A 12,989-nucleotide genomic window follows, 5' to 3' on the forward strand; every position below is an offset into this window, starting at 1 on the left:
GCTCGCCCGCCGATAGACCCGGCTGCGCGATCCCTACATCAACCCCTAAAATCCCCAGGCCGTCGATTCGGCCTCGGAAGACTTCAGCTCTTCTTGCGGAACGCGTCCAGGCTCACGACCTCGGCGCCGGCCTCCTCGCCGTCCTTCTTGGCGGCGGGGCGGGGGGCCTTCTCGTCCGGCTTGGGCGAGCCCTTGTCGCTCGCCGCCGCGGGCGCCGGCAGGCCCTTCGGCGCAGCCGCACCGATCGTGGCGACATCGGCGCCCTTGGGCCGGACCTCGCCGGGCTCCGAGCCTGCCCCGCGCGGGCCGGCCTTGGCCGGGGTAGCGTTCGCCTCCTCGGGCGCCTCGCCGGCCTCGCTGAGATCGAACTTCAGGCCGAACTGTACGGAGGGGTCGAAGAAGCCCGAAAGGGCGTCGAACGGCACCAGCAGCCGCTCCGGCACGCCCGAGAAGGACAGGCCGACCTCGAAGGCGTGCTCGGTGACGTTCAGGTCCCAGAACTGGTGCTGCAGGACGATCGTCATGTCCTGCGGATACTTCTCGCGCAGGGCCTGCGACATCCGCACGCCGGGCGCCTCCGTCCGGAACGAGACGTAGAAATGGTGCTCGCCCATCAGCCCCTCGCGGGCCGCGTCGGTCAGCACCTTGCGCACCACGCCGCGCAGGGCGTCCTGTACCAGGAGATCGTAGCGGATCAGGTCGTCTGCCATCTGCGGTCGCGCTCTCGCCCGGTCTGCCCGGCGCCCCGCCGCGGATGGCCGGACCGAGGAATTGGAAGGGGAGGCTTCTGTTGCCAGGTGCCTCCGAACCCCGCCTATGCGGTGCTACCCGCTAGGACTTCAATTCGGTATTGGGGACCGCTTACGCGGCCACCGCCACCGGAGCAAAGTTGTCGTTGGCAACTATTGCAAAGGCCCGATAACGGCGGAACCATGCCGAGCGAAAGTCCAACCTTTACGCCCTCGTCGATCCTATTTCGCCCCCGCCGGAGCCCAGGCTTCCGATCACGTGCCTTGCGGCAGCATGTCCTGGGTTCGGGTGGAGGCGCCGGGTACCGCCCCCGGGTCCGATAGGTTTATTGCGAAGAACGTTTATCGCCATAGCCGGCCTCGCGACCGGCTCCCGAGATATAGAGGGGATCGGTCCGGTTTTGAAGCCCGATCGTGTCGCGCCAGCGCCTCTTATCGCGCCTCCGGCCGAGGATGTTGCCGGAAGTGCGCAGTCCCATGTCGCTGCCCATGTCGCTGCCCATGTCGCCGCGCCTGCCGCCGCGCCGGACGGGCGGGGTCGTCTCGACCGGGTCTGGACCGCGACCTGGCGTCTCGGCGCCCTGATCGGGCTCGTGGTCCTGTATCTCGGCGCGGCGAGCCTGCTGTCGCTGGCCGCCGTGCGCGTCGGGTTCGATCTGTGGAACGGGATCGACCCGTTCCTCCCGCCGGAGCGGCGCCCCTTCCTGGGAGCCGTGGAGCTCGCCCACCGGGCCTTCGCGGTCGACGCCCTGCGGCAGGTCTTCCTCGCCCTTCTGGTGATCGGGGGCGCGTGGCTGCGGGACCGGGCCGGGTGGCGCCGCCGCCTCGCCCTCGACCGGGAGCGACCGAACGGGATGCGGCCCGTCATCCTGCTGGGGATCCTCCTCGTCTGGCCGGTGCTGCACATCGCCTGGGTGACCGGCACGGCGGAACTGTTCGGCGCGAGCTTCGGCCAGCACGTGCGGCTCTCGCCGTTCATGAGCCAGGCCGCGGTGGCGGCGTGGCTCGCCTACCTCACGATCCTGGCGCCCGTGGCCGAGGAGTTACTGCTGCGCGGCGAGGCCTTCGCCCGCGCCCAGGCCGCCGTGGGGCCGATGGGGGCGATCCTGGTCACCGCCCTCATCTTCGCGGCCGCCCATGTCTCGTCCTGGGGACTGGCCCGGCCGGTCTCGCTGCTGCCCCTGGCCTTCGCGCTGGGCTGGCTGCGCCGGCGGACCGGGCGGCTCTGGCCCGGCATCGCGCTCCACGGCTGGTCGAACCTCGCGCTCGTGACCTACCTGCTGTGGCCGAGCTGATCACCATGTTGCGCGACGCCGGTGTATATGTCGGCGGCGAACTTGCCGGGCGGCGCGCCGACGCGCAGGAATGGCGGATGGACGCTTATCACGACCTGCTCCGGCGCATCCTCGACGCAGGCGCCGCCAAGGAGGACCGCACCGGCACCGGCACGCTCTCGGTGTTCGGCCACCAGATGCGCTTCGACCTGTCGGCGGGCTTCCCCCTGGTCACCACGAAGCGCCTGCACCTGCGCTCGATCATCCACGAGCTGCTCTGGTTCCTGGCCGGCGACACCAACGTGGCGGCGCTCCGGGCGAATGGCGTGACGATCTGGGACGAGTGGGCCGACGCCCACGGCGACCTCGGGCCCGTCTACGGCAAGCAGTGGCGCTCCTGGCAGAAGCCCGACGGCGGCACGGTCGACCAGATCGCGTGGGTGCTCGACGAGATCCGGCGCAACCCGGATTCCCGCCGCCTGATCGTCTCGGCCTGGAACCCGGCCGACCTCGACAGGATGGCGCTCGCCCCCTGCCACTGCCTGTTCCAGTTCTACGTGAGCGAGGGGCGGCTCTCCTGCCAGCTCTACCAGCGCTCCGCCGACGCCTTCCTCGGCGTACCGTTCAACATCGCGAGCTACGCGCTCCTGACCCACATGATCGCCCAGGTGACGGGCCTCGGGGTCGGCGACTTCGTCCACACCTTCGGCGACGCGCATCTCTACCGGAACCACCTGGAGCAGACCCGGACCCTGCTGGCCCGGGAGCCGCGCCCGCTGCCGCAGCTGCGGCTCAACCCGGCGGTGCGCGACCTGTTCGCCTTCCGGTACGAGGACATCGCCATCGAGAACTACGATCCGCACCCCGCTATCTCGGCGCCGGTGGCGGTATGAGGCCGATCGTCTCCCTGGTCGCGGCCGTCGCCCGCAACGGCGTCATCGGCCGCGACAACGGCCTCGCATGGCACCTGTCGAGCGACCTGAAGCGGTTCAAGGCCCTCACCATGGGCAAGCCGATGCTGATGGGCCGCCGGACCTGGGACTCGATCGGCCGGCCCCTGCCGGGACGCCGCACCCTCGTGCTGACCCGCGACCGCGGCTTCCGGGCCGAGGGCACGGAGGTCGTTCACGACTGGGAGGCCGCGCTGGCGGCCGCCGCCGGCACGGAGCTGATGGTGGTGGGGGGCGCCGAGATCTACGCCCTCGCCCTGCCGCAGGCCGATCGGCTCTACCTCACGGAGGTCGATGCGGAGCCGGAGGGCGACGTCCGATTCCCGGCTTTCGACCGAGCCCGGTTCCGCGAAACCCTGCGCGAGGCGCACCCCGCCGGCCCGCGCGACGAGCACGCCTTCGCGTTCGTGGATTGGGAACGCGTGCGCTGAGGCGCGCCGCCGCATTTGCCTTCTGCGCTGCGCATGCCCACCTGCCAGCCTTGACAGCACGGGGCATGCACCCGCAGGTGCCTGTCGGGTGCGCGTGCTCACGTCGGGCCTGCACATCCTGCGGGAAGATGCGCCCGTGCAAGTGTTTAGGCCTTCCGCCAGGGCGGATCGCGGTGCGATCTGCCCGGGAGGTGGGACTAGGCGGGCGAGCGTGGCCGTTCAGGCAAGGGGCGTTGACCGGCACGTCGGTCGGGCGCGGACAGGCGGGAGACGACGGCTAGGATGCCTTGGAGCAATCAGAGCGGCGGCGGAGGCCCCTGGGGCCGGCCCGGCGGCAACGGCGGTGGTGGCGGTCCGTGGGGCAACGGCAGCAAGACGCCGCCGAACCTTGAGGATCTGCTCCGCCGCGGGCAGGACCGGCTGCGCGGCCTGATTCCGGGCGGCGGCGGCACCGGCGGCTATGGCGGGGGCGGCTCGACCGGTCTCGGCGGCGGCCGCAGCGCGGCAGTGATCGCGGCGCTTGCCGTGGCGGTCTGGCTCGCCACCGGCTTCTACACCGTCTACCCGCGGCAAGTCGGCATCGAGACGATCTTCGGCCGCTATGTCGGCACCAAGGGCGAAGGCCTGCGCTACAACTTCCCCTATCCGATCGGCGGCGTGGTCAAGCCCGACGTCGGCTCGCAGAACTCGATCCAGATCGGCTTCCGCGCCGGACCCGGCGGCCAGGGCCGCAACCGCGACGTGCCGGACGAGAGCCTGATGCTCACCGGTGACGAGAACATCGTCGATCTCGACTTCGAGGTGCAGTGGCGCGTCAATCCGCTGAAGGCCTCCGACTTCGTGTTCAACCTCCAGAACCCGGAGGGCACCATCAAGGCGATCTCCGAGAGCGCGATGCGCGAGGTGATCGGCCGCCGCAACATCCAGGCGATCCTCACCAATGAGCAGTCGAGCATCGCCCAGGAGGTGAAGGAGATGGTCCAGAAGGCGCTGGACGAGTACGGCGCGGGCGTGCGCATCGAGGTGGTGCAGCTCGTCTCGGTGAACCCGCCGCCGGAGGTGCGTCCCGCCTTCATCGACGTGAACGCCGCCCAGCAGGACGCCGACACGGCGCAGAACGAGGCCAAGACCTACGCGAGCCGCGAGGTGCCGCAGGCCCGCGGCAAGGCGTCCCAGATCGTCCAGCAGGCCGAGGCCTACCGGACCAAGGCGACCGCCGACGCCACCGGACAGGCGGCGCGCTTCAGCGAGGTCTACGCCTCCTACAAGGCCGCCCCGGCGATCAGCCGCGAGCGGATCTTCCTGGAGACGATGGAGAAGGTCCTGGGCTCCGTGAACAAGGTGATCATCGATCAGAACGGGACGCAGCCGGGCGCCGCGACCGCGGCCGGCGTGCTGCCGGTCCTGCCGCTCTCGGAGTTCGGCGCCCGGGCCCAGACCCAGACCCAGACGGGGGCCGGCCGATGAAACAGGCGCTCCGCACCGGCCTGATCGCGGTCGCCGCGATCGTCGCGATCGGGCTCTACGCCTCGATCTTCACCGTCGGCCAGATGCAGCAGGCCCTGGTCCTGCAGTTCGGCCGCGTCCGCGCCGTCCTCAACGCCACCGGCGAGGAGAAGCCCGGGCTCTACTTCAAGGTGCCGTTCGTCGAGAACGTCGTGATCTTCGACAAGCGCGTGCTCGACCTCGACCTGCCGGTGCAGACGGTGCTGACCGCCGACCGGCAGAACCTGGAGGTCGATGCCTTCGCCCGCTACCGGATCCTCGATCCGCTGCGCTTCTACCAGGCGGTGGGCAATGTCGGGCTGGCCAACCAGCGGTTGGCGAGCTTCACCAATTCCAGCCTGCGCAACGTCCTCGCCCGCTCGACCCGCGACGCGATCGTCAAGACCGAGCGCGGCGAGCTGATGCACCAGATCCAGGAGGACGTGAACCGGCAGGCCAAGTTCCTGGGCATCGAGATCGTGGATCTGCGCATGACCCGGGTCGATCTGCCCGCGCAGAATTCGGCCGCCGTCTACAAGCGGATGAAGACCGAGCGCGAGCGCGAGGCCGCCGACATCCGCGCCAACGGCGACCAGATCGCCGCCACGATCCGCGCCAAGGCCGACCGCGAGGTCACGGTGATCCTCGCCGAGGCGACGCAGAAATCCGAGCAGCTGCGCGGCCAGGGTGACGCGGACAAGAACCGGATCCTCGCCGAGGCGTTCGGTAAAGATCCGGACTTCTTCAGCTTCTACCGGTCGATGCAGGCCTACGAGGTGGGGCTGAAGGGATCCGACACGCGCCTGGTGATCAGCCCGAACACGGACTTCTTCCGCTACTTCAGCGACCCGCAGGGCCGGGCCGCTGCGGCGGCGGCGCGTCCCCCGCGCGGGCCCGCCGATCCGAGCGCGACCACCGGGTCCACCGCCGGCACCGCACGCTGAGCGTGTTGGCGCCCCGGCACCCGGGGACTACCTTGTGCGACAACACGCGGACCCCGGTCTTCGGCCGGGGATCCGCGGAGCCGGAAACGCGGTCTTGAAGAGGTCGATCATGCATTCCGTCGCGCGCGCCTCAGCGGCGTCCTTCGGCCGCGCCAAGGCGCAGCCCCGTTCCCGCGCCCGCAGCCTGATGGCGGCGATCCTCGTCGGCGCCTCCGTGGCGGCGGCGGCGCTGCCGGTTCCGGCCTTCGCCAAGGGCCCGGCCTCGCTCGCCGACCTCGCCGAGCAGGTGACCGACGCGGTGGTGAACATCTCGGCCTCCACCACGGTCGAGGCCCGCGGCGGCCGCGCCGGGCCCCAGGTGCCTCCGGGCACGCCGTTCGAGGATCTGTTCGAGGAGTTCTTCAACCGCCGCGGCGGACGGGGCGGCGGAGGCGGGGGCGGCGACGGGGAAGCGCCCCGGACGCAGCGCAAGTCGAACTCCCTCGGCTCCGGCTTCATCATCGACGCCGCCGGCCTCGTGGTAACCAACAACCACGTCATCGGCGATGCCAACGACATCCAGGTGATCCTGCACGACGGCACCAAGCTGAAGGCCGAGATCGTCGGCAAGGATTCGAAGATCGACCTCGCGGTGCTGCGGGTGAAGCCCGCGGCCGATCATCCGCTCAAGGCGGTGCCGTTCGGCAACTCCGACAAGATGCGGCCGGGCGACTGGGTGATCGCCATCGGCAACCCGTTCGGCCTCGGCGGCTCGGTCTCGGCCGGCATCGTCTCGGCCCGGGGCCGGAACATCGAGTCCGGACCCTACGACAACTACATTCAGACCGACGCGGCCATCAACAAGGGCAATTCGGGCGGTCCGCTGTTCAACATGGACGGCGAGGTGATCGGCATCAACACGGCGATCCTGTCGCCCACCGGCGGCTCGGTCGGCATCGGTTTCGCGGTGCCCTCCGACACGGCGAAGCCCGTGATCGACCAGCTGCGCGACTTCGGCGAGGTTCGCCGCGGCTGGCTCGGCGTGCGCATCCAGAACGTCGATGACGCCACCGCCGAGGCGCTGAACCTGAAGGGTGGCGCGCGGGGCGCCCTCGTGGCCGGCGTCGACGAGAAGGGTCCGGCCAAGACGGCCGGCATCGAGGTCGGCGACGTGATCCTGAAGTTCAACGGCACGCCGGTGAAGGCTTCCGGCGACCTGCCGCGGATCGTGGCCTCCACCCCGGTGGGCCAGAAGGTCGACGTGGTCGTCATGCGCAAGGGCGAGGAGGTGACGAAGCCCGTCACCCTCGGCCGCCTGGAGGACAGCGACAAGCCGCAGCTCGCCAACATGCGCCAGCCGGAGCCCGAGAGCGCGACCCGTCAGGCGCTGGGCCTCAACCTGTCCGGCATGACCGACGATCTGCGCAAGAAGTACTCCATCAAGGACACCGTGAAGGGCGTTGTCGTCACCCGGGTCGATCCGAACTCGACGGCGGCCGACAAGCGGATCCAGCCCGGCGAGGTGATCGTAGAGGTCGGCCAGGAGGCGGTGAACAGCCCGGCCGACGTCACGAAGCGGATCGATGCCCTGAAGAAGGACGGGCGCAAGTCGGTCTTGCTGCTGGTGGCCAGCGCGACGGGTGACGTACGCTTCGTGGCAATTGGGCTGGACTGAGCGGCATCGTCGGATGAAGGATCTCAGGCCGTCGCTTCGCGAGGAGCGGCGGCTTCGAGCATTCGGAAGGCCTACATTGACGTGGCGCTGCGGGGCGGCAGACTGGTGAGGCGAGTCGGTGCGGCTCGGACGATCCTGACGCCATGACGGCCGTCGCCTTCGATACCCTGAAGTTCGCCCGCGCGCTGCGGGACAAGGCGAAGCTGTCACCGGAGCAGGCCGAGGGCTTGGCCGATGCCCTGGTCGATGTCCTCGACAGCAATCTCGCCACGAAGGCCGACATCCGGGACGTGCAGGCGGACATACAGATTGTTCGAAGCCAGGTGGAGGCCCTGAAGGTCCAGACCCGAGCTGACATCGAGGCGCTGCGGCTTACGACCAAAGCCGACATCGACAGTCTGCGCCTTGAGACCAAGGCCGGCATCGAGTCGGTAAAGGGCGCCATCGCCGCCGCCAAAGTCGAGACGGTGCGCTGGCTCGTCGGCGCGATCGGTTTTCAGACGCTGGCCGTGCTGGGCGCCGTGGTCGCCCTGACCCGGACCATCCACTGAGCGCTCACCCGACGAACTCCGCCGCCGCGTAGCCCTGGAGATAGAGGAGCGCGGTTAGGTCGCCGTGCTCGACGCGGACCTGTGCCGCAGCCGCCACCGCCGGCTTGGCCCGGAACGCCACGCCGAGGCCGGCCTCGGCCAGCATGTCGAGGTCGTTGGCGCCGTCGCCGACCGCGAGCGTGTCCGCGGGGCCGAGGCCGAGCGCACCGCGGCGTTCGATCAGCGTGGCGCGCTTCTCGGCCTTGCCGACGATCGGATCCTCCACGGTGCCGGTCAGGCGGCCGTCCGCCACGCCCAGCACGTTGGAGCGATGCTCGTGAAAGCCGATCATCCCGGCGATCGGGCCGGTGAACAGGGTGAAGCCCCCCGAGACGAGGCAGGTCTGGGCGCCGTGTGTGCGCATCGTCCGCACCAGCGTGGGACCACCCGGCGTGAGGCTCAACCGCTCGGCGATCAGCCCGTCGATCGCCGCGACCGGAATGTCCTTCAGCAGCGCAACCCGCTCGCGCAAAGCCGGCTCGAAGGCGATCTCGCCCCGCATCGCGCGCTCGGTGATCGCCGCCACGTGATCCTTGAGGCCGAGCGTTCCGGCGAGCTCGTCGATGCATTCCTGCTCGATCATGGTCGAGTCCATGTCGGCCAGGAACAGGCGCTTGCGCCGGTGCGCGTCGGCGGGGAGCACCGCAAGGTCGATCGGCTCACCGGCGAGCGCCGTCCGAAGCGTATCCGTGAGGGAAGCCGCGGAGGCGTGCTCGCCCGGCACCGGCAGCTCGGCCGCGACCTCCCCGTGCAGGATGCGGGGCTGGTGCTCCGTCCGCAGCACGGCGCGCGCCTCGGCCAGCACCGCGTCGGTGATGGACGGCCGATCGGGGTTTGCTATCAGGACCGCGACCAGCATCGTGGAGGTTCGCCTTGCCAGACCGGGAAGAGGCCGGGGGGCGCCCGGCGGCGATCCTCATCGCAGGGCCCACCGCGTCGGGCAAGTCGGCGCTGGCCGCCCGGCTGGCCGCACGCCACGGCGGCGTGGTGATCAACACCGATTCCATGCAGGTCTATGCGGATCTGCGCCGCCTGACCGCCCGGCCCGGCGCGGATGAGGAAGCCCGGGTGCCGCACCGGCTCTACGGCCATGTCGACGGCGCCGTGAATTATTCGCTGGGGCATTTCTCCCGGGATGCGGCGGCTTTGCTCCGGACGCTCGATGGGCGGTTGCCGGTCTTCGTCGGCGGAACGGGTCTGTATTTCCGGGCGCTGGAGCAGGGGTTTTCGGAACTGCCGCCCGTGCCCGAGGCGGTGCGGGGGCAGGTGCGGGACGCGGCCGAAGGGCGCCCGACCGAGGCGCTGCACGCCGACCTCGCCCGGCACGACCCCGAGGGGGCAGCGCGCCTGCGCCCGAGCGACCGGATGCGGGTGATGCGCGCCCTGGAGATCTTTTTCGCCACGGGCCGCCCGATCGCGAGCTTCTACGGCGATCCGGTGCCCGGCCCGTTAGCCGGATGGAATCTCGAAAGACTCTTCCTGGCGCCTGATCGCGAACAGCTGCGCGCCCGCATCGACGCCCGGTTCCGGACTATGATCGCGGAGGGGGCGCTGGACGAGGTCGCCGGCCTTCGGGCGCGCCAGCTCGATCCGATGCTGCCGGTGATGCGGGCCCACGGCGTTCCGGGCCTGATCGCGCATCTCGACGGGGCGATGAGCCTGGAGGACGCGATCATCCGCGGGCAGGCGGATACGCGCGCCTATGCCAAGCGCCAGTTCACGTGGTTCCGCCACCAGATGGGGACGGAATGGCGCTGGATGGATCCGGAGGCGGCCGTGGCCGAGCTGTGAGGCTACCGCGTCCGCCCTCTGCCCTTTGAGGGCTACGACGTTCATAGATCTCCAGCGGACATCGACGCTGGCGGCAGAACGCGACACGCCCCCTCTCCCGTGCGGGAGAGGGGACCCGCGCTCGACCCTGGACCGATGTGTCCGGACCCAATGTGTGGATCCGCAAACCTTTGCGGGGGAGGGGCCCCTGCATCAGCAGGGGTCGAGAGAGCCGAACGACGTCTCCAGTAAGGACGCGGCCTTCACGATGGGCACAGCCACGCCCTGCACCGTCGCTCCCCTCTCCCGACCCGCTTCGCGGGCCACTCTCTCCCACAGAGGGGAGAGGGAGACGCAGCGGAGCCGTTTCGCAACGCGCGATAAGAGCCCTCAGCGCTCCAGCCGCGCCACCAGGCTCGACGTGTCCCAGCGGTTGCCACCCATGGCCTGAACCTCCGCGTAGAACTGATCGACCAGAGCCGAGACCGGGAGCTTCGCGCCGTTGCGGCGGGCCTCGTCCAGCAGGATGCCCAGATCCTTGCGCATCCAGTCGACCGCGAAGCCGAAGTCGAACTTGCCCTGGTTCATGGTCTTGCCGCGGTTCTCCATCTGCCAGGAGCCGGCGGCCCCCTTGGAGATCACGTCGAGCACCGCCTCCACGTCGAGGCCGGCCCGCTTGGCGAAGTGGACGCCCTCCGACAGGCCCTGGACCAGCCCGGCGATGCAGATCTGGTTGACCATCTTGGTGAGCTGGCCGGCGCCGACCGGACCCATCAGGCGGCAGGCGCGGGCATAGGCACCGATCGCGCCCTCGACCTTGGCGTAGGTCGACGCCTCGCCGCCGCACATCACGGTGAGCACGCCGTTCTCGGCGCCCGCCTGGCCGCCGGAGACCGGGGCGTCGATGAAGCCCAGGCCCTTCGCCTCGGCCGCCGCGGCGAGTTCCCGGGCGACCTCGGCGGAGGCCGTGGTGTGGTCCACGAAGATCGCGCCGGGCTTCATGCCGGAGAGCGCCCCGTCGTCGCCCAGCACAACGCTGCGCAGGTCGTCGTCGTTGCCAACGCAGGCGAACACGATCTCGGCGCCCTCGACGGCCTGCCGGGGCGTGGGCGCGAAGGCGCCGCCATAGGTCTTCACCCAGGCTTCCGCCTTCGGTGTCGTCCGGTTGTAGACGGTGACGTCGTGGCCACCCTTCTTGGCGAGGTGACCCGCCATCGGGCCGCCCATCACGCCAAGACCCAGGAATGCGACCTTCGCCATTGTGCTCTCCTCAAACAGGGTTCCGGGGGCTCAGCGGCCCGCCGCGACGGCGGGCGTCCGGCCACCGAGCGTCAGCACCGCGTTCACCACCACGGCCACGACGATGTTCACGGCCAGCGCCAGGAGCCCGGTGTAGAGCGTGAGCTTCGTGTCGCCGAAGGTCAGGCTGTGCAGGGGCTTCAGGCCGTCCGACCATGCGATGAGGCTGCCGGCCACGAAGCCGACCGCCCAGCCCGCCAGCAGGGCCGGCGCGCGGAACCACGAGACGTAGAGGCCGAAAATCAGGGCCGGCAGGGTCTGCAGGATCCACAGGCCGCCGAGCAACTGCAGATCGAGGGCGAACTGCGTCGGCAGGACCAGGATCGCCACCAGCGCGCCGATCTTGACCAGCATCGAGGTGATCTTGGCGACCTGCGCCTCGCCCGACGGGGTGACGTTCGGGTTGACGTAGGCCTTCCAGACGTTGCGCGAGAACAGGTTGGCGGCGCCGATCGACATCACCGCCGCCGGCACCAGGGCGCCGATCGCGATCGCCGCGAAGGCGAAGCCCGCGAACCAGCCCGGGAACAGGGTCTTGAACAGGGCCGGCACGACGTCGTTGTTGCTCGTCACCTTCAGGCCGGCCGCGTGGCCCATGTAGCCCAGCATGGCGAGCAGGCCGAGGAGCAGCGTGTAGGCCGGCAGCAGCACCGCGTTCTTGCGGATCGTGTTGCCCCCCGAGGAGGCGAAGATGCCGGTCAGCGTGTGCGGGTACATGAAGGCCGCGAGCGCCGAGCCGAGCGCGAGCGACGCGTAGGGCAGGATCTGCGCCGAGCTGAGCAGGATGCCGCCCGAGCCCTTGGCCTTGAAGGCGGCGTCGGCCGCATCGAACACCGCGCCGTAGCCCCCGAGCTTCGAGGGGACGATCGCCACCGCCACCAGCACCACGATGTAGATCATGATGTCCTTGACGAAGGCGATCAGCGCCGGCGCCCGCAGCCCCGACGAGTAGGTGTAGAAAGCCAGGACCAGGAAGGCGACGATCAGCGGCACCTCGCCGTGCAGACCCAGCGCCTTGATGGCCACCTCCATGCCGATCAGCTGGAGCGCGATGTACGGCATGGTGGCGATCACGCCGGTGAGCGCGACCGCGAGTTCCAGGGACCGCGAGCCGTAGGTGCCATACACGACGTCGCCCGCCGTGACGTAGCCCTTGTCCTTGGCGGCCTGCCACAGGACCGGCATCACCGCGAAGACGAACGGGTAGACGATGATCGTGTAGGGCAGCGCGAAGAAGCCGTAGGCGCCGACCGCGTAGACCAGCGCCGGCACCGCGATGACCGTGTAGGCGGTGTAGAAGTCGCCGCCGATCAGGAACCACGTGATCCAGGTGCCGAACTTGCGCCCGCCGAGACCCCACTCGTCGAGATGGGCGAGCGTCTCGGGCCGGCGCCAGCGCGCGGCCACGAAGCCCATCACGGTCACCAGCAGGAAGAAGAAGACGAAGACCGAGAGTGCCGGGATGTCGAGGTCAGCGGTCATCGCGCACGGCCCGGTAGACGACGTAGAGGATCAGCGAGGTCAGCGGCACCCAGGCCAGCTGGTACCAGTAGAAGAACGGGAAGCCGAGCAGCACCGGGTCGTGCTGGTTGTAGAACGGCACCCAGAGCAACCCCAGGAAGGGGAGCAGGAGGAGCCACATCAGCGGCGAGCGGCGTCGGGATTCCATGGGTCCGGCCCGGTGAGGAGAGCGGCTCGGTGGCGAATGTCCGCTGTTACAGGCAGCGGTCATCCTGCGATCTGATGCGCTGCATCACAGCTCGGATCGCTTGCGTCAACGGGAGGTGGATAGGATAAACCAGTCCTGTCGCACGGGATCCTTGAATCCCGGCCGGGGGCTCGG

The 12,989-nt window shown here is 69.8% G+C and carries 13 protein-coding genes and 1 other RNA gene; 8 read left to right on the forward strand and 6 right to left on the reverse strand.

The window, feature by feature from the left end; genetic code table 11:
* Positions 1 to 83 precede the first annotated feature (83 nt).
* Positions 84 to 710, reverse strand: coding sequence for an SspB family protein (locus AAHG09_RS14420; RefSeq protein WP_342108031.1), 627 nt, complete (start codon positions 708 to 710; stop codon positions 84 to 86).
* Between the two features lie 66 nt (positions 711 to 776).
* Positions 777 to 1,159: a transfer-messenger RNA gene (gene ssrA / locus AAHG09_RS14425) on the reverse strand.
* Here ssrA and AAHG09_RS14430 point away from each other — a divergent pair.
* The 7 genes from AAHG09_RS14430 (at position 1,151) to AAHG09_RS14460 (ending at position 8,038) form a co-directional block, all read left to right on the forward strand.
* Positions 1,151 to 2,044, forward strand: coding sequence for a CPBP family intramembrane glutamic endopeptidase (locus AAHG09_RS14430; RefSeq protein WP_342108033.1), 894 nt, complete (start codon positions 1,151 to 1,153; stop codon positions 2,042 to 2,044). The genes ssrA and AAHG09_RS14430 overlap by 9 nt on opposite strands.
* 77 nt (positions 2,045 to 2,121) lie before the next feature.
* On the forward strand, positions 2,122 to 2,916 hold the full coding sequence (locus AAHG09_RS14435) for a thymidylate synthase (protein ID WP_342108154.1): 795 nt from the start codon (positions 2,122 to 2,124) through the stop codon (positions 2,914 to 2,916).
* The gene (locus AAHG09_RS14440) at positions 2,913 to 3,404 is read left to right on the forward strand and encodes a dihydrofolate reductase (RefSeq protein WP_342108034.1); all 492 of its coding nucleotides are present in this window, start codon (positions 2,913 to 2,915) and stop codon (positions 3,402 to 3,404) included. The genes AAHG09_RS14435 and AAHG09_RS14440 overlap by 4 nt, the downstream gene beginning before the upstream one ends.
* 282 nt (positions 3,405 to 3,686) lie before the next feature.
* The gene (gene hflK, locus AAHG09_RS14445) at positions 3,687 to 4,871 is read left to right on the forward strand and encodes an FtsH protease activity modulator HflK (RefSeq protein WP_342108035.1); all 1,185 of its coding nucleotides are present in this window, start codon (positions 3,687 to 3,689) and stop codon (positions 4,869 to 4,871) included.
* A complete protein-coding gene (hflC, locus tag AAHG09_RS14450) occupies positions 4,868 to 5,833 on the forward strand; it encodes a protease modulator HflC (RefSeq protein WP_342108038.1) in 966 nt (321 codons plus the stop codon). Before hflK ends, hflC begins: the two co-directional genes overlap by 4 nt.
* A gap of 109 nt (positions 5,834 to 5,942) precedes the next feature.
* Positions 5,943 to 7,487 carry a DegQ family serine endoprotease gene (locus AAHG09_RS14455; protein ID WP_342108040.1) on the forward strand — a complete coding sequence of 515 codons (1,545 nt, stop codon included), beginning with the start codon at positions 5,943 to 5,945 and terminating at the stop codon, positions 7,485 to 7,487.
* A 143-nt stretch (positions 7,488 to 7,630) separates the two neighbouring features.
* The gene (locus tag AAHG09_RS14460) at positions 7,631 to 8,038 is read left to right on the forward strand and encodes a hypothetical protein (RefSeq protein ID WP_342108041.1); all 408 of its coding nucleotides are present in this window, start codon (positions 7,631 to 7,633) and stop codon (positions 8,036 to 8,038) included.
* Positions 8,039 to 8,042: 4 nt separating this feature from the next.
* Here the strand turns inward: AAHG09_RS14460 and serB are convergent, their stop codons facing one another.
* Entirely contained in the window at positions 8,043 to 8,936 is an 894-nt protein-coding gene (serB, locus tag AAHG09_RS14465; protein WP_342108043.1) for a phosphoserine phosphatase SerB, read from the reverse strand.
* Positions 8,937 to 8,950: 14 nt separating this feature from the next.
* On the opposite strand from serB, the gene miaA reads away from it, so the two are divergent.
* Positions 8,951 to 9,868: a tRNA (adenosine(37)-N6)-dimethylallyltransferase MiaA gene (miaA, locus tag AAHG09_RS14470; protein ID WP_342108044.1), complete on the forward strand. Its 918-nt coding sequence runs from the start codon at positions 8,951 to 8,953 to the stop codon at positions 9,866 to 9,868.
* Between the two features lie 369 nt (positions 9,869 to 10,237).
* On the opposite strand, the gene AAHG09_RS14475 is transcribed toward miaA, so the two are convergent.
* From AAHG09_RS14475 to AAHG09_RS14485, 3 genes are read right to left on the reverse strand one after another with little or no spacing between them, the layout of a single operon-like run.
* Positions 10,238 to 11,125: an NAD(P)-dependent oxidoreductase gene (locus AAHG09_RS14475; protein WP_342108155.1), complete on the reverse strand. Its 888-nt coding sequence runs from the start codon at positions 11,123 to 11,125 to the stop codon at positions 10,238 to 10,240.
* Positions 11,126 to 11,137: 12 nt separating this feature from the next.
* Positions 11,138 to 12,628 (reverse strand): monocarboxylate uptake permease MctP, encoded by a 1,491-nt coding sequence (mctP, locus tag AAHG09_RS14480; protein WP_342108046.1) that lies wholly within the window; start codon positions 12,626 to 12,628, stop codon positions 11,138 to 11,140.
* Positions 12,618 to 12,815 (reverse strand): DUF3311 domain-containing protein, encoded by a 198-nt coding sequence (locus AAHG09_RS14485; RefSeq protein ID WP_091718209.1) that lies wholly within the window; start codon positions 12,813 to 12,815, stop codon positions 12,618 to 12,620. Before AAHG09_RS14485 ends, mctP begins: the two co-directional genes overlap by 11 nt.
* Positions 12,816 to 12,989: the final 174 nt, after the last annotated feature.

Source organism: Methylobacterium guangdongense (assembly GCF_038442355.1).
GTDB lineage: Bacteria > Pseudomonadota > Alphaproteobacteria > Rhizobiales > Beijerinckiaceae > Methylobacterium > Methylobacterium guangdongense.